General features: G+C 68.7%; 21 protein-coding genes and 2 rRNA genes. 17 read left to right on the plus strand and 6 right to left on the minus strand.

Features of this window, described 5'->3' with window-relative positions; all coding sequences use genetic code 11:
* Positions 1–16: 16 nt before the first annotated feature.
* The 10 genes from OG842_RS22180 (at position 17) to OG842_RS22225 (ending at position 10329) form a co-directional block, all read left to right on the plus strand.
* Positions 17–3140, plus strand: a 23S ribosomal RNA gene (locus OG842_RS22180).
* Between the two features lie 76 nt (positions 3141–3216).
* Positions 3217–3333, plus strand: a 5S ribosomal RNA gene (rrf, locus tag OG842_RS22185).
* A gap of 74 nt (positions 3334–3407) precedes the next feature.
* Complete coding sequence (locus OG842_RS22190) at positions 3408–4052, plus strand: HAD family hydrolase (protein ID WP_266731965.1); 645 nt, start codon at positions 3408–3410, stop codon at positions 4050–4052.
* Between the two features lie 42 nt (positions 4053–4094).
* Positions 4095–5300, plus strand: a complete 1206-nt coding sequence (locus tag OG842_RS22195; protein ID WP_266731966.1) for an MFS transporter — start codon at positions 4095–4097, stop codon at positions 5298–5300.
* A complete protein-coding gene (locus OG842_RS22200; RefSeq protein ID WP_266731967.1) occupies positions 5269–6441 on the plus strand; it encodes an acetoin utilization protein AcuC in 1173 nt (390 codons plus the stop codon). The genes OG842_RS22195 and OG842_RS22200 overlap by 32 nt, the downstream gene beginning before the upstream one ends.
* A 122-nt stretch (positions 6442–6563) precedes the next feature.
* Positions 6564–7379: a phosphatase gene (locus OG842_RS22205; RefSeq protein ID WP_266731969.1), complete on the plus strand. Its 816-nt coding sequence runs from the start codon at positions 6564–6566 to the stop codon at positions 7377–7379.
* A gap of 128 nt (positions 7380–7507) precedes the next feature.
* Positions 7508–7720 carry a helix-turn-helix domain-containing protein gene (locus OG842_RS22210; RefSeq protein ID WP_014046653.1) on the plus strand — a complete coding sequence of 71 codons (213 nt, stop codon included), beginning with the start codon at positions 7508–7510 and terminating at the stop codon, positions 7718–7720.
* Between the two features lie 110 nt (positions 7721–7830).
* Complete coding sequence (locus OG842_RS22215) at positions 7831–7929, plus strand: 30S ribosomal protein bS22 (protein ID WP_003948845.1); 99 nt, start codon at positions 7831–7833, stop codon at positions 7927–7929.
* A gap of 209 nt (positions 7930–8138) precedes the next feature.
* On the plus strand, positions 8139–9233 hold the full coding sequence (locus OG842_RS22220) for an NAD-dependent epimerase/dehydratase family protein (protein ID WP_266731970.1): 1095 nt from the start codon (positions 8139–8141) through the stop codon (positions 9231–9233).
* A gap of 19 nt (positions 9234–9252) precedes the next feature.
* Positions 9253–10329, plus strand: a complete 1077-nt coding sequence (locus OG842_RS22225; protein ID WP_266731972.1) for a lysophospholipid acyltransferase family protein — start codon at positions 9253–9255, stop codon at positions 10327–10329.
* Between the two features lie 86 nt (positions 10330–10415).
* Here OG842_RS22225 and OG842_RS22230 read toward each other — a convergent pair whose 3' ends face one another.
* The 3 genes from OG842_RS22230 to OG842_RS22240 all read right to left on the minus strand — a co-directional run bounded on the left by OG842_RS22230 (position 10416) and on the right by OG842_RS22240 (position 13927).
* Positions 10416–11603: a DUF5667 domain-containing protein gene (locus tag OG842_RS22230; protein ID WP_266731974.1), complete on the minus strand. Its 1188-nt coding sequence runs from the start codon at positions 11601–11603 to the stop codon at positions 10416–10418.
* Between the two features lie 225 nt (positions 11604–11828).
* Positions 11829–12605, minus strand: a complete 777-nt coding sequence (locus OG842_RS22235) for an ECF subfamily RNA polymerase sigma factor, BldN family (RefSeq protein WP_266731976.1) — start codon at positions 12603–12605, stop codon at positions 11829–11831.
* Positions 12606–12973: 368 nt separating this feature from the next.
* On the minus strand, positions 12974–13927 hold the full coding sequence (locus OG842_RS22240; RefSeq protein ID WP_266731977.1) for an HAD family hydrolase: 954 nt from the start codon (positions 13925–13927) through the stop codon (positions 12974–12976).
* A gap of 147 nt (positions 13928–14074) precedes the next feature.
* On the opposite strand from OG842_RS22240, the gene OG842_RS22245 reads away from it, so the two are divergent.
* From OG842_RS22245 to OG842_RS22275, 7 genes are all read left to right on the plus strand, one after another.
* Entirely contained in the window at positions 14075–14350 is a 276-nt protein-coding gene (locus OG842_RS22245) for a glutaredoxin family protein (protein WP_266731979.1), read from the plus strand.
* 272 nt (positions 14351–14622) lie between these two features.
* Positions 14623–15390, plus strand: coding sequence for a redox-sensing transcriptional repressor Rex (locus OG842_RS22250; protein WP_266731981.1), 768 nt, complete (start codon positions 14623–14625; stop codon positions 15388–15390).
* Entirely contained in the window at positions 15387–16883 is a 1497-nt protein-coding gene (locus OG842_RS22255) for a glutamyl-tRNA reductase (RefSeq protein WP_266731982.1), read from the plus strand. Before OG842_RS22250 ends, OG842_RS22255 begins: the two co-directional genes overlap by 4 nt.
* Complete coding sequence (gene hemC, locus OG842_RS22260) at positions 16880–17866, plus strand: hydroxymethylbilane synthase (protein ID WP_266731983.1); 987 nt, start codon at positions 16880–16882, stop codon at positions 17864–17866. The genes OG842_RS22255 and hemC overlap by 4 nt, the downstream gene beginning before the upstream one ends.
* Complete coding sequence (locus OG842_RS22265) at positions 17863–19533, plus strand: bifunctional uroporphyrinogen-III C-methyltransferase/uroporphyrinogen-III synthase (RefSeq protein ID WP_266731984.1); 1671 nt, start codon at positions 17863–17865, stop codon at positions 19531–19533. Before hemC ends, OG842_RS22265 begins: the two co-directional genes overlap by 4 nt.
* Before the next feature lie 168 nt (positions 19534–19701).
* Positions 19702–20700 carry a porphobilinogen synthase gene (gene hemB / locus OG842_RS22270; protein ID WP_266731985.1) on the plus strand — a complete coding sequence of 333 codons (999 nt, stop codon included), beginning with the start codon at positions 19702–19704 and terminating at the stop codon, positions 20698–20700.
* Positions 20701–20802: 102 nt separating this feature from the next.
* Complete coding sequence (locus tag OG842_RS22275; RefSeq protein ID WP_266731987.1) at positions 20803–21333, plus strand: hypothetical protein; 531 nt, start codon at positions 20803–20805, stop codon at positions 21331–21333.
* 57 nt (positions 21334–21390) lie between these two features.
* On the opposite strand, the gene OG842_RS22280 is transcribed toward OG842_RS22275, so the two are convergent.
* From OG842_RS22280 to OG842_RS22290, 3 genes are all read right to left on the minus strand, one after another.
* Positions 21391–22668 (minus strand): choice-of-anchor A family protein, encoded by a 1278-nt coding sequence (locus tag OG842_RS22280; protein ID WP_266731988.1) that lies wholly within the window; start codon positions 22666–22668, stop codon positions 21391–21393.
* A 186-nt stretch (positions 22669–22854) separates the two neighbouring features.
* A complete protein-coding gene (locus OG842_RS22285) occupies positions 22855–24819 on the minus strand; it encodes a transglycosylase domain-containing protein (RefSeq protein ID WP_266731990.1) in 1965 nt (654 codons plus the stop codon).
* A gap of 184 nt (positions 24820–25003) precedes the next feature.
* Positions 25004–25462, minus strand: coding sequence for a hypothetical protein (locus OG842_RS22290; RefSeq protein WP_266731991.1), 459 nt, complete (start codon positions 25460–25462; stop codon positions 25004–25006).
* Positions 25463–25470 lie beyond the last annotated feature (8 nt).

Here is a 25470-nt window from a genome sequence, read left to right on the forward strand (position 1 = left end):
GGACGCGAGCATCTGTGGCCAAGTTTTTAAGGGCGCACGGTGGATGCCTTGGCACCAGGAACCGATGAAGGACGTGGGAGGCCACGATAGGCCCCGGGGAGCTGTCAACCGAGCTTTGATCCGGGGGTGTCCGAATGGGGAAACCCGGCAGTCGTCATGGGCTGTCACCCGCTGCTGAACACATAGGCAGTGTGGAGGGAACGAGGGGAAGTGAAACATCTCAGTACCCTCAGGAAGAGAAAACAACCGTGATTCCGGGAGTAGTGGCGAGCGAAACCGGATGAGGCCAAACCGTATGCGTGTGATACCCGGCAGGGGTTGCGCATGCGGGGTTGTGGGATCTCTCTTCCACGGTCTGCCGGCCGTGGGACGAGTCAGAAACCGTTGATGTAGGCGAAGGACATGCGAAAGGTCCGGCGTAGAGGGTAAGACCCCCGTAGCTGAAACATTGACGGCTCGTTTGAGAGACACCCAAGTAGCACGGGGCCCGAGAAATCCCGTGTGAATCTGGCGGGACCACCCGCTAAGCCTAAATATTCCCTGGTGACCGATAGCGGATAGTACCGTGAGGGAATGGTGAAAAGTACCGCGGGAGCGGAGTGAAATAGTACCTGAAACCGTGTGCCTACAAGCCGTGGGAGCGTCGCATGCAAGCTTGCTTGCATGTCGTGACTGCGTGCCTTTTGAAGAATGAGCCTGCGAGTTTGCGGTGTGTTGCGAGGTTAACCCGTGTGGGGAAGCCGTAGCGAAAGCGAGTCCGAATAGGGCGTTTCAGTAGCACGCTCAAGACCCGAAGCGGAGTGATCTAGCCATGGGCAGGTTGAAGCGGAGGTAAGACTTCGTGGAGGACCGAACCCACCAGGGTTGAAAACCTGGGGGATGACCTGTGGTTAGGGGTGAAAGGCCAATCAAACTCCGTGATAGCTGGTTCTCCCCGAAATGCATTTAGGTGCAGCGTCGTGTGTTTCTTGCCGGAGGTAGAGCACTGGATAGGCGATGGGCCCTACCGGGTTACTGACCTTAGCCAAACTCCGAATGCCGGTAAGTGAGAGCACGGCAGTGAGACTGTGGGGGATAAGCTCCATGGTCGAGAGGGAAACAGCCCAGAGCATCGACTAAGGCCCCTAAGCGTACGCTAAGTGGGAAAGGATGTGGAGTCGCAGAGACAACCAGGAGGTTGGCTTAGAAGCAGCCACCCTTGAAAGAGTGCGTAATAGCTCACTGGTCAAGTGATTCCGCGCCGACAATGTAGCGGGGCTCAAGCGTACCGCCGAAGTCGTGTCATTCACACATGAAGGGCCAACGCCTGTGTGGATGGGTAGGGGAGCGTCGTGTGCCGGGTGAAGCAGCCGCGGAAGCGAGTTGTGGACGGTTCACGAGTGAGAATGCAGGCATGAGTAGCGATACACACGTGAGAAACGTGTGCGCCGATTGACTAAGGGTTCCTGGGTCAAGCTGATCTGCCCAGGGTAAGTCGGGACCTAAGGCGAGGCCGACAGGCGTAGTCGATGGACAACCGGTTGATATTCCGGTACCCGCTTTGAAACGCCCAATACTGAGCCCATTAATGCTAAGTCCGTGAAGCCGGCCCGATCTCTTCGGAGTTGAGGGTAGTGGTGGAGCCGATGAACCAAGGTGGTAGTAGGTAAGCGATGGGGTGACGCAGGAAGGTAGTCCAGCCCGGGCGGTGGTTGTCCCGGGGTAAGGGTGTAGGACGCACGGTAGGTAAATCCGTCGTGCATATAAGTCTGAGACCTGATGCCGAGCCGATTGTGGTGAAGTGGATGATCCTATGCTGTCGAGAAAAGCCTCTAGCGAGTTTCATGGCGGCCCGTACCCTAAACCGACTCAGGTGGTCAGGTAGAGAATACCGAGGCGTTCGGGTGAACTATGGTTAAGGAACTCGGCAAAATGCCCCCGTAACTTCGGGAGAAGGGGGGCCATCACTGGTGAGGAGACTTGCTCTCCGAGCTGGGGGTGGCCGCAGAGACCAGCGAGAAGCGACTGTTTACTAAAAACACAGGTCCGTGCGAAGCCGTAAGGCGATGTATACGGACTGACGCCTGCCCGGTGCTGGAACGTTAAGGGGACCGGTTAGCTGACTTTCGGGTCGGCGAAGCTGAGAACTTAAGCGCCAGTAAACGGCGGTGGTAACTATAACCATCCTAAGGTAGCGAAATTCCTTGTCGGGTAAGTTCCGACCTGCACGAATGGCGTAACGACTTCTCGACTGTCTCAACCATAGGCCCGGTGAAATTGCACTACGAGTAAAGATGCTCGTTTCGCGCAGCAGGACGGAAAGACCCCGGGACCTTTACTACAGTTTGATATTGGTGTTCGGTTCGGCTTGTGTAGGATAGGTGGGAGACTTTGAAGCAGCCACGCCAGTGGTTGTGGAGTCGCCGTTGAAATACCACTCTGGTCGTGCTGGATGTCTAACCTGGGTCCGTGATCCGGATCAGGGACAGTGTCTGATGGGTAGTTTAACTGGGGCGGTTGCCTCCTAAAGAGTAACGGAGGCGCCCAAAGGTTCCCTCAGCCTGGTTGGCAATCAGGTGTTGAGTGTAAGTGCACAAGGGAGCTTGACTGTGAGACCGACGGGTCGAGCAGGGACGAAAGTCGGGACTAGTGATCCGGCAGTGGCTTGTGGAAGCGCTGTCGCTCAACGGATAAAAGGTACCCCGGGGATAACAGGCTGATCTTCCCCAAGAGTCCATATCGACGGGATGGTTTGGCACCTCGATGTCGGCTCGTCGCATCCTGGGGCTGGAGTCGGTCCCAAGGGTTGGGCTGTTCGCCCATTAAAGCGGTACGCGAGCTGGGTTTAGAACGTCGTGAGACAGTTCGGTCCCTATCCGCTGTGCGCGTAGGAATATTGAGAAGGGCTGTCCCTAGTACGAGAGGACCGGGACGGACGAACCTCTGGTGTGCCAGTTGTTCTGCCAAGGGCATGGCTGGTTGGCTACGTTCGGAAAGGATAACCGCTGAAAGCATCTAAGCGGGAAGCCTGCTTCGAGATGAGTATTCCCACCAACTTGATTGGTTAAGGCTCCCAGTAGACGACTGGGTTGATAGGCCAGATGTGGAAGCCCGGTAACGGGTGGAGCTGACTGGTACTAATAGGCCGAGGGCTTGTCCTCAGTTGCTCGCGTCCACTGTGTTAGTTCTGAAATAACGAACGGCCGTGTTGTTCCGGTGTTGTTTATTTCATAGTGTTTCGGTGGTCATTGCGTTAGGGAAACGCCCGGTTACATTCCGAACCCGGAAGCTAAGCCTTTCAGCGCCGATGGTACTGCAGGGGGGACCCTGTGGGAGAGTAGGACGCCGCCGAACTCCTTTTACGGGAAAGCCCCGTGTCCTTGTGGACACGGGGCTTTTCTGCGTTTCCGAACGTCTAGGCTCGAACCATGCGCTACGAACTGGTCATCTTCGACAACGACGGTGTGCTCGTGGACAGCGAGCCGATCTCCAACACCATCCTGGCCGAGTACCTCACGGAGCTCGGTCACCCCACCTCGTACCAGGAGAGCCTTCGGGACTACATGGGGTCCGCCGTGCACCGGGTGCACGATCTCGTCGAGGAACGGACCGGGGAGAAGCTGCCCGCGGACTTCGACGCGACGCTCCACTCACGGATCTTCGCCGCGTTCGAGCGGGAGCTGGAACCGGTGGCCGGGGTCGAGGACGTGCTCGGGAAGCTCGTGGCCGACGGGATTCCGTACTGCGTCGCGTCCTCCAGTACGCACGAGCGGATCCGGGTCGGGCACCGCAGGACCGGGCTCGACCAGTGGTTCGAGGAGGAGTGGATCTTCAGCGCGGAGGACGTGGGGCGGGGCAAGCCGGCGCCCGACCTGTTCCTGCTCGCCGCCGAGCGGATGGGGGTCCCGCCCGAGCGGTGTGTCGTCATCGAGGACAGCCCGCTCGGAGTTGAGGCGGCCAGGGCCGCGGGGATGGATGTGTACGGGTTCACGTCGATGATGCCGGCGGACCGGCTCGCCGGGGTGACCGGGCATTTCTCCGACATGAGCCAACTCCGGGAATTGCTCGCCTGATCCATCTACCCACCGGTAGAAACTGGCCCTACGCTCGCGGCCATGACAAATGCTCGTTTGCGGCACGGCAGGGCCTCCCTCGCGGTGAGTTTCTTCGTGCAGGGGGTCACCTTCGCTCTGCTGGTGACTCGGATTCCCGCCATTCAGGACCGGTACGGGATATCCGACGGGCTGCTGCCCGTCTTCCTGGCTGCCGTGCCCATCCTGGCCGGGGTGGGCAGTGTGGTCACCGAGAAGCTGGTCGTTCGGGTGCGGCCCAGGGTTGTGCTGAGGTGGGCACAGCCCGTCGTGATGCTCGCGCTGCTCGGCGCCGGCGCCGGGAACGCGCTGTGGGAGGCGGCCCTGGCGCTGGGCGTGTTCGGGCTCTCCGTCGGGGCGCTCGATGCCTCCATGAACATGATGGGCGTCAGCCTCCAGCGGGCGTACGGGCGATCCATCATGCTCGGGTTCCACGCCGCGTACAGCCTCGGCGGGATCGCCGGGGCATCCATGGCCTGGGCCGGGGCGCACTGGGACCTTTCGCTGCTGGTCTCCTACCTGCCGGCGGTCGTGGTGCTGCTGCCCGTCGCGTTCATCGGGAGCCGTTGGTACGCCGAAGGCACGGAGTCGGACGCGAAGCCGGAAGAGGCGCAGGGCAAGGGGGCGGCCTCGGTCTCCTTCAAGCTGCTGATGCCGCTCTGTCTGGTGATGAGCTTCGCGTACATCGGGGACTCGACGGTCTCCAACTGGAGCGCCAAGTACCTGCAGGACGTGCTGGGGAGCTCGGAGCAGCTGTCGACCGTTCCGTACAACGTCTACATGGTGACGACCCTGCTGGGGCGGGCCGTCGGGGACTTCGGGGTGCGGCGGTTCGGGGCCGTGGCCGTGGTGCGGGGCGGGAGCGTGCTGGCCGCCGCCGGGTTCGCCGTGGTGGCGGTGGCCGGTGGGGCGTGGACCGGGATGCTCGGGTTCACCATGCTGGGGCTCGGGCTCTGTGTGATCGTGCCGCAGACCTTCGCCGCCGCCGGGCGGATGTTCCCCGGGGCGAGCGATTCGGCCATCGCGAGGCTGAACGTCTTCAACTACGTGGGATTCCTGGTGGGATCGCCGTTGGTGGGGGCGCTCGGGGACGCCTGGAGCTACCGGGGGGCGATGCTCGTACCGATGGTGCTGGTGCTCGCGACGCTGGTGTACGCCAAGTCGTTCGGCGCTGAGTCCGCCCGATACGGTGGCGGGCATGAGCGGCCGCGCACTGTTGATGTGGGATGACGCAGTAACGGGATACGACTTCGGGGAAAGTCATCCGATGGACCCGGTCAGGCTCGCTCTGACCATGGGGCTGGTCCGGGCGTTCGGGCTCGACGACGCGGTGGACGTGGTGTCGGCCAGGCCTGCCGGGGAGTCGACGCTGAGGCTGGTGCACCGCGAGGACTATGTGGCCGCGGTGCGCGCCGCGTCGGCGGATCCGGAGCGGGCCGATCAGCGCTACGGGCTCGGGACGGTGGACGATCCGGCGTTCGCGGGGATGCACGAGGTGTCGGCGCTGATCGCCGGGCAGTCGGTGGCGGCGGCCGAGGCGGTGTGGCGCGGGGACACCTCGCACGCCGTGAACTTCACGGGCGGGCTGCACCACGCGATGCCGGGCGGCGCGGCGGGGTTCTGCGTCTACAACGATCCGGCGCTCGCCATCGCGCGGATGCTGGAGCTGGGCGCCGAGCGGGTCGCGTACGTGGATGTGGACGTGCACCACGGCGACGGGGTGCAGGCGGCCTTCTGGGAGGACCCGAGGGTCCTGACCATCTCGCTGCACGAGCACCCGCGGACGCTCTTCCCGCAGACCGGCTGGCCGGAGGAGACCGGCTCCGGGGCGGGTGAGGGCAGTGCGGTGAATCTGGCGCTGCCGGCCGGTACGGGGGACGCGGGGTGGCTGCGGGCGTTCCACGCGGTGGTGCCGGAGCTGCTGGCGGACTTCCGGCCGCAGGTGCTGGTGAGCCAGCACGGGGCCGATACGCATTTCGAGGACCCGCTCGCCCATCTCGCGGTGTCGCTGGACGCGCAGCGGGCGGTGATGTCGGCCTGTCACGACCTTGCCCATGAGTACGTGGAGGGCGGGCGTTGGCTGGCGCTCGGCGGGGGCGGTTACGCGGTGGTCGATGTGGTGCCGCGGTCCTGGACGCATCTGGTGGGGATCGCCGCGCACGCGCCGGTGGACCCGGAGTCGGTGATTCCGTCGTCGTGGCGGGACGAGGTCTACGCCCGGACCCGGCAGTTGGGACCGGCCCGGATGACGGACGGCCGTACGCCCTCCTGGAAGTCGTGGGAGGAGGGGTACGACCCTGCGGACCGGCTGGACCAGGCGGTGCTGGCGACGCGGCGGGCGGTGTTCCCGTTGCGGGGGCTGCTGACCTGAGCCGGGCGGAGGCGGTCGCGGTGTGGCCGTTTCCGTGCGGTGGCGCGTAATGGTTACGCCAACTGTGGGGCGTAACCGGGCTTCCGGCCCCCCGTCCGGGTGATTGGGGGAGCATCGGTGGGGTGTTGAGCACCGGAGCGTTGCGTGCGCATCTGCTGGCGGCCCGGCTGGCCGGGCCCGTGGCCACCTCGCGGGAGGTGAGTCTGCGGAGTTATCGGCTCTTCGCGGCCCGGGATCCACGGGTGACGCTCGGCCTCGACCCCGGGCTGGGCTGGGAGGAGCGGGATCTGCTCCGTCTGATGGCCGACAGGTGCGGGGTCTCGGACGATCCGGCTCATGTCTCGGGGCCCGATGTGATCGATCCGGAGCGGACCCTGGCAGGTCTGGACGCTTTCGCCGAGCGGTTGTCGCACGCCGCGGTCCGGCAGGCGCCGGTGCTGTTCGGGACCGGTCATCCGCACCGGCTGCTCGGTTTCTACGCAGCGCTGGCAGACGCCATGTCGGCGGCCGGGTGTTCCGTACTCACCCCCGCGCAGGGGAGATGTATCGACATAACGACCCGGTTCGGCGTACGCACGTGCAGCCTCGACTACGTACGGGGAGTCGCGATGGTGCGTGAACCCGGCGTGCGGTCGCACGGTGGTGACACCGGCGCACATACCCATTCCCCGTTGCCCGTCAGGGTGGTCCTGGAGGCGGCGGCGGAGGGTCGCGGGCGGTTGCCGGAACTGGTCGTGGGGGACCACGGCTGGGTCTGCGGGGCAGGTCAGCTGGGCATTGAGGCGATCGGTCTCGCCGATACGGACGATCCCGCGCTGTTCGTCGGGGAGGCCGAGGGGCGGGTGGCGGTCGTCGTGCCGCTCGACGACGCGGTGCCGTCCGCGTACTACCGGCCGCTGACGCGCTATGTACTCAATCGGGCGTTTCTGTCACGGTAGGCGGCCGATAGTCTCACCTCTTCCCCACTCGCATCACCCGCCCCTAATCTGGGGAGTGAGCGCACAACGACGAAGAGTCACCGGAGGGGAAGCCGGTGGGCGTCTCGTGCGGAAGGTACAGGTGGGTCATGGCTGCTGGCAGCGAGAGGCCTCTCAACGAGGTCAAGTTTCTGACCGTGGCGGAAGTCGCCTCGGTCATGAGAGTGTCGAAGATGACCGTGTACCGCTTGGTGCACAGCGGTCATCTGCCGGCGATCCGGGTGGGCAGGTCCTTCCGGGTTCCGGAGCAAGCGGTTCACGAGTATCTCCGCGAGTCCTTTGTGGGGGTGGAGTCCGCCTGAGGTTCACCTCGGATTACGCCCCTCACGCGCTGGCGGGTAGGCTAGGCCGACGTAGGTCGTGTGGGCCCAGACGCCCCGCACCAGTGAAGAAGAAGTGAGCGAGGGTAGTCGTGGGCTCTGTTATCAAGAAGCGGCGCAAGCGGATGGCCAAGAAGAAGCACCGCAAGCTGCTCAAGCGCACGCGCGTTCAGCGTCGCAACAAGAAGTAAGCGAACGCGGTTCGTGAATCCGCAGCCCTCCCACCGGTCCGGTGGGAGGGCTGCGGTGCGTTCCGGGGACAGCCGCCCCCGGCGGTCGCCCGCATTCGGCCCAAAGACTTGGGGGAAGGCAGCCGCGCGGTCATCACAGGGCAACATCCACCCGCTACGGTGACGGCTACGGGCCCTTAGGGGAAACCTTTCGACGGAAGGCGCTGATCTTGGGGAAGGTCGTGCTGGTCACGGGAGCGGCCCGGCAGCTGGGCGGCCGCTTCGTGCGGCGCATCCAGCGTGATCCGGGTGTGGACCGGGTGATCGCCGTCGACGCGGTCGTGCCCGGACACGAGTTGGGCGACGCCGATTTCGTGACGGCGGACATCCGCCAGCCAGCGATCGCCAGAGTCCTTGCCGAGCACTCCGTCGACACGGTGGTGCATCTGGACGTCTCGGCCAAGGCGGTCGGCACGGGCGGCCGGACGACGGTCAAGGAGACCAACGTCATCGGCACCATGCAGCTGCTCGGTGCCTGCCAGAAGGCGCCGAGCGTGCGGCGGCTGGTGATCAAGTCCAGTACGAACGTGTACGGCTCGGCGCCCCGCGATCCGGCGGTGTTCACCGAGACCACCCCGCCCAAGTCGCTGCCCAGCGGGGGCTTCGCCAAGGACGCGGTGGAGGTCGAGGGGTACGTACGGGGCTTCGCGCGCCGCAGGCCGGATGTCGCCGTGTGCGTGCTCAGGTTCGCGAACATCCTCGGGCCGCAGGCCGATTCGCCGCTCGCCGACTATCTTTCGCTGCCCGTGCTGCCGACGGTGTTCGGGTACGACCCGAGGCTCCAGTTCGTGCACGAGGACGATGTCGTCGACGTTCTGGGAGTCGCGTCCGGCGAGCCGGTGCGCGGGACGCTGAACAGCGGCACGTTCAACATCGCCGGGGACGGGGTGCTGCTGCTCTCGCAGTGCTCGCGGCGGCTGGGGCGGCCGACGATGCCGCTGCTGCTGCCCGCGGTCACCTGGGTCGGCCAGGCGCTGCGTACGGTCGGCATGACGGATTTCTCGCCGGAGCAGATCCGGCTGCTCACCCACGGCCGGGTGGTCTCCACCGTCCAGATGCGCGAGACCCTCGGCTTCCACCCCCGGTTCAGTACCGCGGAGACGTTCGCGGAGTTCGCGCGCAGTCAGGGGCCCGGACTGCTGCCGCCCGAGGCGGTGGGCAGGGCGGTCGACCGACTGGCCGCCATGCCGTTCGCCGGGGCGGGCGGCGATGTTTCGGGGACCACCGGGGTCGGCGACACCGAGCCGGCCCCCAGCGCCAGGTAGAGCGAGGAGCGCACCGACGATGGCGGATGCCAAGGTCATTCCGTTCGACGACGACCGTTCGCGGACGGGTGGTTCAGCGCGCCCCGCACGGCGCCGGCCCGCGGGGGGCGGTGGCCGGGGGCCCACTGCGGCCTCCGTGGTGGGGACCGCGGCCGTGAGCGCACTTCCCGGGCAGCAGGACGCCTCGAAGCCGCCACAGGAGCCGCAGGAGGATCTTCAGCGGGCCGGGCGGCAGCCGCTGGAGCGGGACGGGCGTGGCGGCTGGGACCGGCGGATCGCCGGCGGGCTCGCGTTCCTGCGGCGGCGGGTCACGGGTGAGTACGACGTCGACGAGTTCGGGTACGACGAGGAGCTGACCGACCAGGTCCTGATGTCGATGCTCCGACCGCTGTACGAGCAGTACTTCCGGGTCGAGGTGAAGGGCATCGAGAACATCCCTTCCGAGGGCGGGGCGCTGATCGTGTCCAACCATTCGGGGACGCTGCCGCTGGACGGGCTGATGCTCCAGGTCGCCGTGCACGACAACCATCCGGCGGGCCGGCATCTGCGGCTGCTCGCCGCCGATCTGGTGTTCATGCTGCCGGTGGTGAACGAGCTGGCCCGCAAGGCCGGGCACACGCTGGCCTGTGCGGAGGACGCGGAGCGGCTGCTGCGGCGGGGCGAGGTCGTCGGGGTGATGCCGGAGGGGTTCAAGGGCATCGGGAAGCCGTTCGGGGAGCGGTACAAGTTGCAGCGTTTCGGGCGGGGCGGCTTCGTGTCCACGGCGCTGCGGGCCGGGGTGCCGATCATTCCGTGCTCGATCGTGGGGGCGGAGGAGATCTACCCGATGATCGGCAACTCGAAGACGCTGGCGCGGCTGTTGGGCTTCCCGTACTTCCCGATCACGCCGACGTTCCCGTGGCTGGGGCCGCTCGGGGCGGTGCCGCTGCCGACGAAGTGGACGATCCAGTTCGGGGAGCCGATCTCCACGAGCGGGTTTCCGGTGGAGGCGGCGGAGGATCCGATGCTGATGTTCAACCTGACGGATCAGGTGCGGGAACAGATCCAGCACACGCTGTACAAGCTGCTGGTGCAGCGGAGGTCGGTGTTCTTCTGAGGCCGGTGTTCTTCTGACGGGCGTGCAGGCACGCGGAGGGGGACGGCTCGCCGAGCCGTCCCCCTCCGTCTCCGCGCGAGGCGGTGCTAGTCGCTCTTCAGGTCCTCGCCGTTGATCCCCAGGCCCGGGAGGAGGCCGGGGAGGAGCGGCGGGAGGGTCACGTCCGGGGCGGGCGGGGTGCTTGCGCGGCCGTCGGTGGACGGGACGGTGCCGGGGGGCGGGGTGCCGAACAGGCCGTCCGTGCCGCCGATCAGGCCCTCGGACGAGGCGCTGCCCGATCCCGACGGGCGGGGCGAGGCGCTGCCGTCCGTACGGCCCTGGGAGGCTTCCGGGGACGTGGGCGCGGAGGGGGCCGTGCGCGAGGGGCGCGTGCGCCGGTCCGCGGTGTCCGACTGCGGGGCGTCGCCGCTGTCCGGGGTGCGGGGCAGCAGCGACTGGAGCGGCTGGACCTCTTGGTCTATGGCGTCGAAGACCGAGCTGACCTGGTCGCCGACGTCCGTCAGCTGTACGGGGAGCCGGTCGCGGAGGCTGCTCCAGCTGTCGCGGTGCGAGCGGGAGAACGAGTCCAGGGTCTGGATGGGGCCGATGGCGCCGTCCTGCTGGTAGGCGGAGTGGAGCAGACGGTGGCCCTCGCTGGCGTCGTGCGTCATGCCGTTGAGCGTTCGCCTGACCTCGCCGAGCTGTTCGTGGTCCAGGTCGCCGGAGCGGGCGCGCTCCATCAGCCGGCGGGCCTCGCTGAGCCGGGTGGATGCCTGGTCGAGGTAGGCCTCGCCGCGGTCGGCGTCGCCGCTGGCCATGCCGAGGTGGATGTCCTCCATGCCGCGCTTGAGCCCGTACAGCGAATCACCCGGCAGGGCGTCGGAACTGGCAGCGGCCACTCCGCCGAAGGCGCCCGCCGCCACACCGACGGTGAGCCCGCCGGCCGCGAGGCCCTTCGTCCAGCGTGAACGCGGACGCAACTTCCGGAGCGGGGAGGCCCGGTGGGCCCCCTTGGTCCGCTGTTCGGGCACCGTAGGGCCCGCGGGCGCGCCGCCCTGGGTGAACATGGCCTCCATGGCGGCGACGAGCTGGGCTCGCTGCACCACTTTGACCTCGGGATCCAACTCCGGCCTCGGTACCTCACCGAGGCCGTTCGCCAGGGCCAACAGCGGTCCGTGGTCGGCCGATTCGGCCGGTTCCTCGGGCTGTGCGGCCGCCGCACCACGGAGCGACTGCTCCTCCAGGGCCTGGGCGAAGGCGTTCGCCCGCCGGTGTGCCGAAACGTTTGCGATCACTGGCGGCACCTCCTCTCGTCATGACGGTCGACTCCCCTGAGTTCCGGAAGGTTGCACACCTTGAGCGCTTCCACACGAATGAGTGAGTGTCGGCGGACATGGGGTGACGACAGGGGGTCTGCAACCGGCACAACGAGGGGCGCGGCACATGGGTTACGCACGAAGGATGATCGGACCAGTGCGTGATGGGGGTGTCGCCGAGAGTGACTCGGCCGGGGGGTGTGGTCAGCGGGCATCGTCCGGAAGGAGCCGGGCCAGCGTGCGGACGGCACGGTACTGGAGGGTCTTGATCGCACCCTCGTTCTTGCCCATGACCCGGGCGGTCTCGGCGACCGAGAGGCCCTGCAGGAAGCGCAGGGTCACGCACTCCTGCTGCTGGGGGTTGAGCCGGCGCACGGCCTGGAGGAGTGCGGCGTTGGAGAGGGACTCCAGGACGGAGTCCTCGGGGCTGCGCTCGACCTCGTTGGCGTCGAGCATTTCGCCGGTGGTCACTTCCAGCCGGAAGCGGCTGGACTTGAAGTGGTCGGCCACCAGGTTGCGGGCGATGGTGACCAGCCAGGCGCCGAAGTCGCGGCCCTGCCAGGTGAACGTGGAGATGCGGCGCAGGGCGCGCAGGAAGGTCTCACTGGTGAGGTCCTCCGCCGTCGCCTTGCCGCCCACGCGGTAGTAGATGTAGCGGTAGACGGTGTCGCTGTACTGGTCGTAGAGGCGGCCGAAGGCGTCGGCCTCGCCGGCCTGTGCGCGCTCGACGAGATCCATCATGCGCGCGCTGTCGCTGTCGGCCGTCGGCCGACGAACGGTGGACGTGGTCGTTGCGCCGCGGTTGCTGCGTCTTCCGACCGCCGCACTGCGTTCGGCCAGGGCGTAGCAGGGGCCGGCAGGTGCAGGGGTGGCAAATGCGGGTACGGCGTACGCGGTGGGGACGAAGCCGCGCAAGCGGTTGGCGACCGTTGCGCGCAGCGTAGCCAGGCCCGAGGCGTCAACCCCGACGTGTGGGTACACGGGACTCCCAGAGGCAGAGCTTCCATCACGTGCAGTGCGAAACCGTCACTCGTCGTAGTGAGTGATGGGTTCCGGAATGCGTCTGAGGAGAATAACGCTTCGTACAGGCAGTGCTACGCCCAGTTGCTCAAATCATCGATTACGTCGCTTCTGTAGCGACTAAACGACGTATCAAGTAGCACATCGTGACCGTTTGTTGATCGAATTACTTCGCTATCTGCCTGTCGTCGCGACGGGTTGTGGTCGTGTGCGAGCAATACGACTGGCCGGAGCGGTCGGCGGGTAAGGGATTCGGATCGGCCGCCGGGGTTCGGGCGTGGCAGGCCCGGCGCCCGGCCCGCGGAGGGGCCGGGCGGTGGTGGTGGGGGTCAGCGGCGGCGGCGGTGCAGGGCGACGGCGGCGGCGGTGCCGCCCGCGATCGCGCCCACGCCGGCCGCGGCCGGGATGCCGACCTTGGCCGCCTTGCGGCCCGTCCGGTAGTCCCGCAGCCGCCAGTCGCGCGCGCGGGCGTGCTTGCGGAGCTTGGCGTCCGGGTTGATCGCGTACGGGTGCCCGACCAGGGACAGCATCGGGATGTCGTTGTGCGAATCGCTGTACGCCGCGCAGCGGTCGAGGTCCAGGCCCTCGGCGGCGGCCAGGGCGCGGACCGCCTCGGCCTTCGCGGGGCCGTGCAGCGGCTCGCCGACCAGGCGGCCGGTGTAGACGCCGTCGACGGATTCGGCGACCGTGCCGAGCGCGCCGGTCAGGCCGAGCCGGCGGGCGATGATCGTGGCGGTCTCCACCGGGGCGGCGGTGACCAGCCAGACGCGCTGCCCGGCGTCCAGGTGGGCCTGGGCCAGGGCCCGGGTGCCGGGCCAGATGCGGTCGGCCATGTACTCGTCGTAGATCTCCTCGCCGATGGACATCAGCTCCGAGACCCGGTGGCCCTTGACGATGGACAGGGCGCTGTCGCGGGCGTCCTGCATGTGTTCCGGGTCCTCGACGCCCGCCAGCCTGAACCAGGCCTGCTGCCAGGCGAACCGGGTCAGCTCGCGGCGCTGGAAGAACTTCCGCTTGTACAGACCGCGGCCGAAGTGGAAGATCGCCGCGCCCTGCATGACGGTGTTGTCGAGGTCGAAGAAGGCGGCGGCGCGTTCGTCACCGACGACGGGGAAGGGGGCCTCCTCGGCCTCCGCCTTCGCGGCGGTGTCCTGCTCGGTGCCGGTGGACCGGTCGTCGGGGAGGGTGGATTTCCGTGCTGCCTCAGCTGCTGCCTCGCCGGCCAGCACGCTCCGTGCTGTCGCGGGGCGCCTACGGGGTGTGAGCCATCCAGGAGCGGCCATGTCGTGAGCATAGCCAGTCGGTTCGGCCGTTCCCGACCTGCTGGGATGCCGCGGCGTGAACTCTGGGCCGCCGATCCGATGAACGGGTGATACCGGGCGTACCGGATCGAGCTCGGAACAGGTCTGCTCCCGGCGCAGAATGAAGGCATGAGTGCCTTGCTGCGACGTACGAAGAAGAAGCCCTCGGAGCGCGTGGTGACCCTGGTCGGGAAGCCCGGGTGTCACCTCTGTGACGACGCGAGGCAGGTGGTGCGGGAGGTGTGCGAGGAGACCGGCGCGTCCTGGGAGGAGAAGGACATCACCGTGGACGAGGAGCTGTACCGGGAGTACTGGGAGCAGATTCCGGTGGTGCTGATCGATGACCAACAGCACACGTTCTGGCGGGTGGACCCGGGGAGGCTGCGCACGGCACTGCGCTCGTGAGCGAAAGCCGGTTACCATCATGGGCGTTTTGAGTGCTCTCGGGGGAGTGGCTGTGAGGAGTGTGTGCCGCTTTGCTCCCTTCGGGCCCGCAACGGGCTGATGCGATCCTTGGTTCCGGGATCGCGCGACGAATGTGCGTGACCCCGGTCACTTTGACCGGACAAAACGGACACTATCTTTGTGCACGCGTTCACAAAGACATAGCCTGCATTCGACGGGGCGGTCTTGGGAACTACGGCCGCCTGCAGCCCCGCTCATCCCGCAGGAGCACCGTGGCAACTGGCCGAACTCACCGACCGGCGACCCGTAGCCGAGGAATTCCCGAGGCCACCGTCGCCCGACTTCCGCTGTACCTGCGCGCACTGACCGCGCTCTCCGAGCGCTCGGTACCCACGGTCTCGTCCGAGGAACTCGCCGCGGCGGCGGGGGTCAACTCCGCCAAGCTGCGCAAGGACTTCAGCTACCTCGGCTCGTACGGGACGCGCGGTGTCGGCTACGACGTCGAGTATCTCGTGTACCAGATCTCCCGCGAACTCGGGCTCACCCAGGACTGGCCGGTCGTGATCGTCGGCATCGGTAACCTCGGCGCCGCGCTCGCCAACTACGGCGGCTTCGCCTCCCGTGGTTTCCGGGTCGCCGCGCTGATCGACGCCGACCCCGCGATGGCCGGAACGCCGGTCGCGGGCATTCCCGTCCAGCACGCCGACGAACTGGAGCAGATCGTCGGCGACAACGGCGTGTCGATCGGTGTCATCTCGACCCCGGCCGGTGCCGCGCAGCAGGTCTGCGACCGGCTCGTCGCCGCGGGCGTCACCTCCATCCTGAACTTCGCGCCGACCGTGCTGTCCGTGCCCGACGGCGTGGACGTCCGCAAGGTCGACCTCTCCATCGAGCTGCAGATCCTCGCCTTCCACGAGCAGCGCAAGGCCGGCGAGGAGACCGCCGAGGGCAGCTCGGACCCGTCCGCACCCCCGGTGCGCTCGGCCTCCACCGGACGGAAGGGACCCGACGGGGACATGCCCGCCGTGATGCCGGCATGAGTCTTCTTGTCGTAGGACTGAGTCACCGCAGCGCCCCGGTCTCCGTACTGGAGCGGGCCTCGCTGGCCGCCGAGGCGCAGGCCAAGCTGCTCCAGGACACCCTCGCCGCGGAGCCCGCGGCCGAGGCCGCCGTCCTGGCCACGTGCAACCGCATCGAGCTGTACGCCGACGTGGACAAGTTCCACGCGGGCGTCGCCGAGCTGTCCACGCTCCTCGCCCAGCACAGCGGCGTCGGCCTGGACGAGCTCACTCCGTATCTCTATGTGCACTACGAGGACCGGGCCGTCCACCACCTCTTCTCGGTGGCGTGCGGGCTGGACTCGATGGTCGTCGGCGAGGGCCAGATCCTCGGTCAGATCAAGGACGCGCTGGCACTGGGGCAGGAGCTCCACACCGCGGGCCGGCTGCTGAACGACCTGTTCCAGCAGGCCCTGCGGGTCGGCAAGCGGGCCCACAGCGAGACCGGGATCGACCGGGCCGGGCAGTCGCTCGTCACCTTCGGCCTGGAGCAGCTCGCGGCCGGTGCGGACGTCGCGGACTGGGCCGCGGGCAAGCGCGCCCTGGTGATCGGCGCGGGCTCGATGTCCTCGCTCGCCGCCGCCACCCTGGCCCGTACCGGTGTCGCCGAGATCGTCGTCGCCAACCGGACCCGGGCCCGCGCCGACCGGCTCGTCGAGATCCTGGTCCAGCCCGGGGGCACCGGCGTGACCGCCCGTGCCGTGGAGATGGCCGCGGTCCGCGATGAACTGACACGTGCCGATGTCGTCGTCTCCTGCACCGGCGCGACCGGTCTCGTGCTGACCGCCGAGGCCGTTGCCACCGCGCTCGGCCTGGACGTCGGCGACGCCGTCGAGACGCCCGCAGCCACGCTCTCGGTGCCCGCCCCGGCCGACGCCGACCGGCACGCCGCCTGGGTGGAGAACGGCAGCGCCGCCACGGTGCACCGGACGGCCCCGCGGGCCACCGTGCCCGCCCAGGGCTCCGGCCCCGTACGCCTGGCCCTGCTCGACCTGGCCATGCCGCGCGACATCGACGGCGGGACGGCCCGGCTCGACGGTGTGCGCCTCGTCGACATCGAGTCGCTCGCCGAGGCGTCGGCGGATGCCCCGATGGCCGCCGACGTGGACCAGGTGCGCACCATCGTCGCCGACGAGGTCGCCGCCTTCGGCGCCGCCCAGCGCGCCGCCCACATCACCCCGACCGTCGTCGCGCTGCGCACGATGGCCGCCGGAGTGGTCGCGGGCGAGATCGCGCGGCTCGACGGGCGCCTCCCCGATCTGGACGAGAAGCAGCGCGCCGAGATCACGCAGACCGTGCGCCGCGTCGTCGACAAACTCCTGCACGCGCCCACCGTGCGGGTCAAGCAGCTCGCCAGCGAGCCCGGCGGCGCCGGGTACGCCGATGCGCTGCGGGAACTCTTCGACCTCGACCCGCAGACGGTCGCAGCCGTCTCCCGGGCAGACCTGAACGACCCGAATCGAGGGCGGTCATGACCGACAACTCAACCCCGGTCGCGGGGGCCGACAAGCCGCTGAGGCTGGGCACCCGGCGCAGCAAGCTCGCCATGGCGCAGTCCGGCATGGTCGCCGACGCCGTCAGCGAGGTGACCGGGCGCGCCGTCGAGCTCGTCGAGATCACCACGTACGGCGACACCTCGCGGGAGCACCTCTCGCAGATCGGCGGCACCGGTGTGTTCGTCGCGGCGCTGCGCGACGCGCTGCTGCGCGGTGAGGTGGACTTCGCCGTCCACTCGCTCAAGGACCTGCCGACCGCGCAGCCCGAGGGCCTCGTGCTGGCCGCCGTGCCGGTGCGCGAGGACCCGCGCGACGTACTGGTCGCGCGGGACGGGCTGACCTTCGAGCAGCTGCCGTCCGGTGCCCGCATCGGTACCGGTTCGCCGCGCCGCATGGCGCAGCTCAACGCGTACGCCCGGAACCACGGCCTCGACATCGAGACCGTGCCGATCCGGGGGAACGTCGATACGCGTATCGGATTCGTCCGGAGCGGTGAGCTGGACGCGGTGGTACTCGCCGCGGCCGGGCTCAGCCGCCTCGGCCGGAGCGGTGAGGCGACCGACTTCCTGTCGGTCGACACCGTCCTGCCCGCTCCCGGCCAGGGAGCACTGGCGATCGAGTGCGCTGAGACCAGCGCCGACCTCGCCGCCGCGCTCGCCGAGCTCGACGACCCGTACACCCGGGCCGCCGTGACCGCCGAGCGTGCCCTGCTCGCCGCCCTGGAGGCCGGTTGCTCCGCACCTGTGGGTGCGCTGGCCGACCTCCTGGTCGACGGACAGGCTGTCAACGAACTGCGCCTGCGCGGTGTCGTCGGTTCCACCGACGGTTCCTCGCTGGTGCAGCTGTCCACCACCGGTCCCGTTCCCACGTCGCAGGACGACGCGGCGGCCCTCGGTCGCGAGCTCGCGGCCGAGATGCTTGCCAAGGGTGCGGCCGGTCTTATGGGGGAGCGAGCACTTTGAGCCCCACCGGCCCCGCCGCATCCGACTTTCCGGCCCTGTCCGCACAAGGGCACGTCACCTTCCTCGGCGCCGGTCCCGGCGACCCGGGACTGCTGACTCTGCGCGCCGTCGAGGCGCTTGCGAGCGCGGACGTCCTTGTCGCCGAGCCGGACGTCCTCGGCGTCGTTCGCTGCCATGCGCGGGCAAGCGCAAGCGCACCTGAGCTGACGGTTGTTGACGCGCAGTCAGCAGCCGCCGGTGTTCCCGTTCTCAGGGATGCGGTCAATCTTGTCATGGAGGCAGTGAGGGGCGGCAGGCGGGTCGTCCGTGCCGTCTCGGGCGACCCGGGACTGGACGGGAACGCGGGTGCCGAGATGCTCGCCTGCGCTGCCGCCGGCATCCCCTTCGAGGTCGTGCCGGGCGTCGCCAACGCCGTGGGCGTGCCCGCGTACGCCGGTGTGCCGCTGCGTGACACGCAGGGCGCGGACGTCAGGTTCGTCGACGCCCGTACCGCGTCCGACCGCTGCTGGACCGAGGTCGGCGCCAGCGATGCCACGGCCGTCATCTCGACGACGCTCGACTCGGTGGCCGCGGCCGCCGGTGAGCTGGTCTCGGCCGGCCGCAAGCCCGACACCCCGCTGACCGTGACGGTCGCCGGTACGACGACCCGCCAGCGCACCTGGACGGCGACCCTCGGGACGATCGCCCAGGTCCTGAAGCAGGCGAAGGTGCTGCCCTCCCCGGAGGGTCACCGGCCCGTCATAGCCGTGGTCGGTGAGCGCAGCTCCGCAGCCCAGCGCGACCAGCTCGCGTGGTTCGAGTCCAAGCCGCTGTTCGGCTGGAAGGTGCTCGTACCGCGTACCAAGGAGCAGTCCGCGTCGCTCTCCGACCAGCTTCGTTCCTACGGTGCCGTGCCGCACGAGGTCCCGACGATCGCCGTCGAGCCGCCCCGTACGCCCCAGCAGATGGAGCGCGCGGTCAAGGGCCTGGTCACGGGCCGTTACGAGTGGATCGCCTTCACCAGCGTCAACGCGGTGAAGGCCGTCCGGGAGAAGTTCGAGGAGTACGGGCTCGATGCCCGTGCCTTCGCCGGGATCAAGGTCGCGGCCGTGGGTGAGCAGACCGCCGCCGCGCTGGTCGATTTCGGTGTGAAGCCGGACCTGGTGCCGTCCGGTGAGCAGTCCGCCGCCGGTCTGCTGGAGGACTGGCCGCCGTACGACCCGGTCTTCGACCCGATCGACAGGGTCTTCCTGCCGCGTGCCGACATCGCCACCGAGACGCTGGTGGCCGGGCTCATCGAGCTGGGCTGGGAGGTCGACGACGTCACCGCGTACCGCACGGTCCGCGCCTCGCCGCCGCCCGCCGACACCCGCGAGGCGATCAAGGGCGGCGGCTTCGACGCGGTGCTCTTCACCTCGTCCTCGACCGTCCGGAACCTGGTCGGCATCGCGGGCAAGCCGCACAACGTGACGGTGATCGCGTGTATCGGCCCGGCGACGGCGAAGACCGCCGAGGAGCACGGCCTGCGGGTCGACGTCCTCTCCCCGGAGCCTTCGGTGCACAAGCTGGCCGAGGCGCTGGCCGAGTTCGGCGCGCGGCGCCGGGAGGCGGCGAAGGAGGCCGGCGATCCGGTGACGCGGCCGAGCGAGCGGCGTCCCGGAGCGCGGCGGCGTCGTACGACGACCTGACCCGCGCGGTCGGAACGTGTCCGGAACGTGTGAGGGGCCCGGTTGCTTCGGCGGCCGGGCCCTTGCCCGTTCCGCGCTCGTCCCGCGCCCGCTCTGCACCCGTTCCGCGGTCTTTTTCCGGCACGGGTGTCGGTAAGACGGTGATGTGTACGGGTCTAATCTCGAAGGATGACTGTGTACGGAAACTTCCCCGGCTCCCGCCCCCGGCGGCTGCGGACGACCCCGGCGATGCGGCGGATGGTCGCTGAGACACGGCTCGACGCGGCGAATCTGATCCTGCCCGCGTTCGTGCGCGAGGGCATCGACGCCCCGGTCGCCATCTCGGCCATGCCCGGCGTGCAGCAGCACACCCTGGACACCCTGCGGAAGGCCGCCGTCGAGGCGGTGTCGGCCGGGGTCTCCGGGATCATGCTCTTCGGTGTCCCCGAGGACGAGAAGAAGGACGCCCGGGGCACGGCGGGCACCGACCCGGACGGCATCCTCCAGGTGGCGCTGCGCGCGGTGCGCCAGGAGGTCGGTGACGATCTCGTCATCATGTCGGACCTGTGCCTGGACGAGTACACCGACCACGGCCACTGCGGTGTGCTGACCGAGGACGGCCGGGTCGACAACGACGTGACGCTGGAGCGTTACGCCGAGATGGCACAGGTCCAGGCCGACGCGGGCGCCCATGTGGTGGGCCCCAGCGGCATGATGGACGGCCAGGTCGGTGTCGTCCGCGACGCGCTCGACCAGACGGGCCACGAGGACGTCTCGATCCTCGCCTACACCGTGAAGTACTCCTCGGCGTTCTACGGGCCGTTCCGCGAGGCCGTCGGTTCCTCGCTCATGGGCGACCGCAAGACGTACCAGCAGGACCCGGCGAACGCCCGTGAGTCGCTGCGCGAGCTGGCGCTCGACGTCGAAGAGGGCGCCGACATGGTCATGGTGAAGCCGGCCGGTCCGTACCTCGACATCGTCGCGAAGGTCGCCGACTCGGTGGACGTGCCGGTCGCGGCGTACCAGATCAGCGGTGAGTACTCGATGATCGAGGCCGCCGCGGAGAAGGGCTGGATCGACCGGGAGGCGGCCATTCTGGAGAGCCTGACCGGGATCCGGCGCGCGGGGGCGCAGATGATCCTCACCTACTGGGCGACTGAGGTCGCGCAGCGGCTGGGGCGGCGCTAGGCCGCGTTCGGGCCGTTGCTCGGAGGGCGATCCGGCCGTTCGGAGCGAACGGATTTGTGAGACATGGCGGCGGTGCCGTCATCGGGGAGAAGTGAGCAATCCATGGCCATGGTCGGCCTGTTCTGGATCGCCGAGGGCGATGTGTACGTGGGCGCGAAGCCGTCCGGCATGGGGCCCGGGGTGCGGCTGACCCCCGAGGGGGTGGTGGCGGTCGGCGACGGGCAGTCCGGCCTCCACCTGTGGGAGGACGTGCGTGCCCTGACGGTGGCGGACATCCCCGAGAAGTCCCTGATGCGGCGGGCAGCCGTGGTCAAGGACCTGGCTGTGGACACGGTGATGCACCTGGCTCTGCCCATGGGTACGGGCCGGGTGGAGGGTCCCCCGCCGATGATGAGGGTGCGCGTGGAATCGTCCAGGGGCGAGCACCGGCTGGCGGCCTACGCGGCTGCGGCCGTCGGTTACCCCGAGACCGAGGTCGACCTCTCCCGCGCACTGATGGCCCGCCTCACGGAGGGTGCCGCGACGATGTCCACGACGCTGGCGGCGATGTCCGAGTGGGGCCGTACGTCGGGGGACGGGACGCCCCGGGGGACGGAGCGGGAGCGGCTGCTGCGGGAGTGGCTGGCTCAGTGAGGTGACGGTGCCTGTGGGGCCCCGCGGGTGCGGGGTTCCCACAGGCACCGTGCTGTTTCAGGCCCGCTTGGAGCGGCGGCGGGCCACCACGGTCAGGCCGGTGCCCGCGGCGAGGACCACGGCGGTGCCGATGACCAGCGGGATCGTGCCGCTGCTGCCGGTCGAGGCCAGGTCGCCGTCCTTGCCGCCGGGCGTCGTGCTCTGCGACGGGGCCGGGGTGGCCGGTGCGGACTCGGACGAACCGGCGGACGGTGTGCCGCTTGCCGGGGGCGTGCTCGCCGGGGTGGAGGGCGTGCCGGTCGGGGGTGTGGTTCCGGGGGTGTTGCCCGGGGTCGGGGTGGCCGGAGGCGTCGTTCCGCCGGTCTCCGGGAGGCAGCCGGTGAAGGGGAAGTGGTGCGTCTCCGCGCCGCCCGAGCCGTGCAGCGAGGCGACCCACACCGAGCCGTTGACCGGGGCGCCGGTGCCCAGCTCCAGGTGTGCGCCGGGTGCCAGCACGCTGCCGGGCCAGGCGGCCTGGCTGCTCTTGGTGACGGTGGTGGCCTCGGGGAAGTTCCACAGCAGGCGGGCGCGGACCTTGCCGTCGGAGGCGCTCTGGAGCTTGTCGTCCAGTACGTAGTCCTGGCCGCCGGAGAGGAAGAAGCCGGTGGTGCCGGCCTTGGCCATGTCGTACGTCGTGCCGCTGACGTTGACGACCGTGGTGGAGCCGGCGGGGACCTTGAGGTAGATGTCCTTGGCCGCTTCCAGCTGATCGGCCGTCACCTTGAAGATGTTGCGGGTGGTGTTCCCGCCCTCCAGGGTGAGCTTGCTGCCGCTCAGTTCCACTTCGGTGCCGCCGGTCGCGGGTTCCTTCGCCAGTGCGGCGGAGTAGGCCCGGAGCTTGCCGAACTCGGCGTCGAAATCGATCAGTCCGGCGTTCTTGCCGAAGGTGCCGGAGTGCATTTCGAGGGCGCGGTCGCTGACCTTGCCGCCGACGACCGCGTTGCCCTTCATCACCGCGGTGACCGAACTGCCGTTGAGCAGGTCGCCGCGGACGACGAGCGACGCCCGGCCGGGCAGTGCGTCGACCTCGGCGGCCGTCAGTTCGTTGGCGGCGCTGAAGCCGCCGCGGAAGTCGGCGTTGCCGCCCACGGCCACCGCGCCTTCCGCGTCGGGGGTGTGGACGTCGTCACCGAGGACGAACTCGCCGTACTTTCCGGCGATTCCGAAGGCATCGGTGGTGCAGGCCGTCGGATCGGCGGCGGGCGCGGCCTGAGCGGCGGGGACGGCCGTGAGACCGAGGACGAGGGCTCCGCCGAGAACTGCGGATGCGGTGGCGGCGGTTGCGGATATGCGCATGGGGGCGTGTCTCTCCAGCGGAGGTGCTTGTAAAGATTCCGTGGCAGCTTCGGCCAAGTTCTTCACACAATAGGATATTGGTCAAGACCAATGCGCGGAGTGCTGCTCTGTCCGGTTGTCAGTTCTTGGCCCCATGCCGTTGCCGGCTCTCGGCCCCACGCCGTTGTCAGCCCCTGGCCCATGGGCCTACTTCCCCGTGACGTAGGCGTTCCAGATCCGGAGCGGGAAGACGTTGCCGCGTTCCGAATCGGACCCGCCCACGCCCTGCATTCCCAGCAGTTGAGGGGTGCCCGGCTTGTTGCGGAACATCGTGACGGCCGTGGTCAGCCCGTCGGCGTGGCCGATGAACCACGCCGACTTCATCCGGTCGTCCTCGCCGGTCGCGCCCGCCGAGAGGTTGTCGGCAGCCTTGATCCTGGCGAACGTGGCGAGCTTCCCGTCCTGGCCGAGCCGCGTCCAGGCCAGCATCCCCAGGGTGTTGTTCACGTCGTTGGCCACCGAGACGTCCATCGCGCGCCGCGGCTCGGGCTTCCCGAAGCCCTCGACCTTCTCGCCGTCCCGGGTCATCCCGGTCACCGAGTAGGGGTCGGCCCGCATGCCTTCGTTGCTGAAGGCGGTGTACGCGTCCGCCATCCTGACCGCGCTCGGCGTGGACGTGCCAAGGGGGAAGGACTTGTCCAGACGGGCCAGGCTCTCCTTGTGCAGCCCGGCCGATACCGCGAGTTCCTTCACCTTCTTCAGCCCGATGTCCTTGCCGAGCAGCGTGAAGGTGGCGTTGGACGACTTGATCAGCGCATCGCGCAGGGAAGTCGGCGCCGTGACCATCGTCTGGCCGGGGCCGGAACCCGACGGGGCGGGGGGCGCGTACGGGCCGTCCTTGATCAGACGCCCGCCACTGTCGTAGCCGCTGTCCAGGGTGATCCCGTCGCCGTGCTGAAGGGCCGCGGCCAGTACGAAGGGCTTGAAGGCCGAGCCGACGGGGACGCCCGCGGTGTCGGCGTTGTTGGCGAAGTGGGTGACCGCGTCGGCTCCGCCGTACACCGCGACCACGGCCCCGTCGGAGCGCACGGATGCGGCGCCGACCTCGACGTACTTGTCCTCGGGACGCTTCTCGGGGTCCAAGTCGCGCTTGCGTACGCTCCGCACGGCCCGTTCCAGCTGCCCCACCCTGGCCTTGTCGAAGGTGGTGTGCACCCGGTAGCCGCCCCGGAAGAGGTCCTTGTCGGTGAGGCCCGAACGCTTCTTGATGTACTTGTTGGCGATGTCGACGAGATAGCCGGTCTGGCCGCCGAGGCTGGTCGGCTTAGCGGCCGGCTTCGGCTCGGGGAACTTCCGGTACGTGGCCCGCTCGGCCTTCGTCATCGTGCCGATCTCCACCTGCCGGTCGAGGATCCACTCCCAGCGGTCGACGGCGCGTTCGTGGTTGGCCTTGCTGCCCGCGGGGTCGTACTGCTCCGCCCCCTTGAGCAGGGACGCGAGCAGCGCCGCCTGGCTGGGGTCGAGGTCCTTCGCGGGGATTCCGTAGTACGCGTTCGCCGCTGCCTGGATGCCGTAGGCGCCGCGGCCGAACCAACTGGTGTTCAGATACCCCTGGAGGATCTCCTTCTTGCCCTGCTTGTTGTTCAGCTTCAGCGAGATGAAGAATTCCTTGAACTTCCGGGTGGCCGACTGCTCCTGGCTGAGATAGGTGTTCTTCACGTACTGCTGGGTGATGGTGGAGCCGCCCTGGGTCTCACCGCCCGTGACGATGCTTACGGCCGCGCGGGCGATTCCCGTCGCCGATACCCCCGGGTCGGAGTAGAAGGTCTCGTTCTCGGCGGCGATGACCGCGTTCTCCACCGAGTCGGGTATGTCGGCGAGCGTGACGTTCTGCCGGTTGACCGCGCCCACGCTCACCAACTGGCTGCCGTCCGCCCAGTAGTAGACGGTGCCCTGCCTGCGCGCCTCGTCGTTCTCGTCCGGGATGTCGACGGACGCGTACACCGCGGCGAACAGGCCTGTCAGCGCGACGAGTCCGAGCATGACCCCGCTCAGCACCTGCCGCCACGAAGGGACCCAGCGGCGCCAAGTACGTTTCCCCCGGCGGGGGTAGTCGACAGCGAGTCTGCGATGGCGGGTCGGGCGGGTCGGGCGGTTGGGGCGTCGGGCCATGGTCCAGCTCCTCGTTCACCGTCCCGTACCGGTGGCGCGGGCTTGTGAGAGAAGATGTTCCGGATCGCGATCAGGTTGTCTCGGGGCCTGTCCGGTGGGAGCGATGACCTTGTACCGGACGGCCTTTCCGGAGGAACAGTCCGCGATGCCCGGCTTTGTCGGCCGGTCCTGCGACCGGGTGCGCTCAGGCGAGGCCCGCCTCTTCCAGGGCCGACCTCGCGCAGGCCCGGACGAGGGGGTCCTCCTCGGACTCCCCGGCGGCGATCAGGGCCTCGGCGACCGCCGGGTCGTCCGATGCGTAGGGGCCGAGTGCCATCGCCGCGTACTGGCGTACCAGATCCTCCTCGGGGTCGTTCAGCGCCGCCAGCAGTGCTCTGCCCGCGCGGTGTCGCAGGTCGGGGTCGGCCGGGGGCCACAGACGCAGGACCGTGGCGCACTCGACGCGGGCGAGGTCGTACTCGCCCGCGTCGGCGAGCACCGAGACGAGGAACGGCTGCGCGGCCGCGTTGCCGTCCAGTTCGGCGATGATCTCGCGCTTCCTGTCGCTGTCGGCCGGCAGGGCGCGGTACTCCTCGACGAGGCGGGAGAGATGGGCGAGGCGGTCGGCGCGGGTGGTGTCGTCCGGGGCCGACTCGGGGTTCATGGGCGGTG

This window comes from Streptomyces sp. NBC_00376, from assembly GCF_036077095.1.
Classification (GTDB): Bacteria; Actinomycetota; Actinomycetes; order Streptomycetales; family Streptomycetaceae; genus Streptomyces.

What these genes read in the sequence shown, in the direction of transcription:
- OG842_RS22190 (WP_266731965.1), top strand. Translation starts at nt 3,408, where the DNA reads ATGCGCTACGAACTGGTCATCTTCGACAACGACGGTGTGCTCGTGGAC.
- OG842_RS22195 (WP_266731966.1), top strand. Translation starts at nt 4,095, where the DNA reads ATGACAAATGCTCGTTTGCGGCACGGCAGGGCCTCCCTCGCGGTGAGT.
- OG842_RS22200 (WP_266731967.1), top strand. Translation starts at nt 5,269, where the DNA reads ATGAGCGGCCGCGCACTGTTGATGTGGGATGACGCAGTAACGGGATAC.
- OG842_RS22210 (WP_014046653.1), top strand. Translation starts at nt 7,508, where the DNA reads ATGGCTGCTGGCAGCGAGAGGCCTCTCAACGAGGTCAAGTTTCTGACC.
- OG842_RS22225 (WP_266731972.1), top strand. Translation starts at nt 9,253, where the DNA reads ATGGCGGATGCCAAGGTCATTCCGTTCGACGACGACCGTTCGCGGACG.
- OG842_RS22240 (WP_266731977.1), bottom strand. Translation starts at nt 13,927, where the DNA reads ATGGCCGCTCCTGGATGGCTCACACCCCGTAGGCGCCCCGCGACAGCA.
- OG842_RS22245 (WP_266731979.1), top strand. Translation starts at nt 14,075, where the DNA reads ATGAGTGCCTTGCTGCGACGTACGAAGAAGAAGCCCTCGGAGCGCGTG.
- OG842_RS22255 (WP_266731982.1), top strand. Translation starts at nt 15,387, where the DNA reads ATGAGTCTTCTTGTCGTAGGACTGAGTCACCGCAGCGCCCCGGTCTCC.
- hemC (WP_266731983.1), top strand. Translation starts at nt 16,880, where the DNA reads ATGACCGACAACTCAACCCCGGTCGCGGGGGCCGACAAGCCGCTGAGG.
- hemB (WP_266731985.1), top strand. Translation starts at nt 19,702, where the DNA reads ATGACTGTGTACGGAAACTTCCCCGGCTCCCGCCCCCGGCGGCTGCGG.
- OG842_RS22275 (WP_266731987.1), top strand. Translation starts at nt 20,803, where the DNA reads ATGGCCATGGTCGGCCTGTTCTGGATCGCCGAGGGCGATGTGTACGTG.
- OG842_RS22280 (WP_266731988.1), bottom strand. Translation starts at nt 22,668, where the DNA reads ATGCGCATATCCGCAACCGCCGCCACCGCATCCGCAGTTCTCGGCGGA.
- OG842_RS22285 (WP_266731990.1), bottom strand. Translation starts at nt 24,819, where the DNA reads ATGGCCCGACGCCCCAACCGCCCGACCCGCCCGACCCGCCATCGCAGA.
- OG842_RS22290 (WP_266731991.1), bottom strand. Translation starts at nt 25,462, where the DNA reads ATGAACCCCGAGTCGGCCCCGGACGACACCACCCGCGCCGACCGCCTC.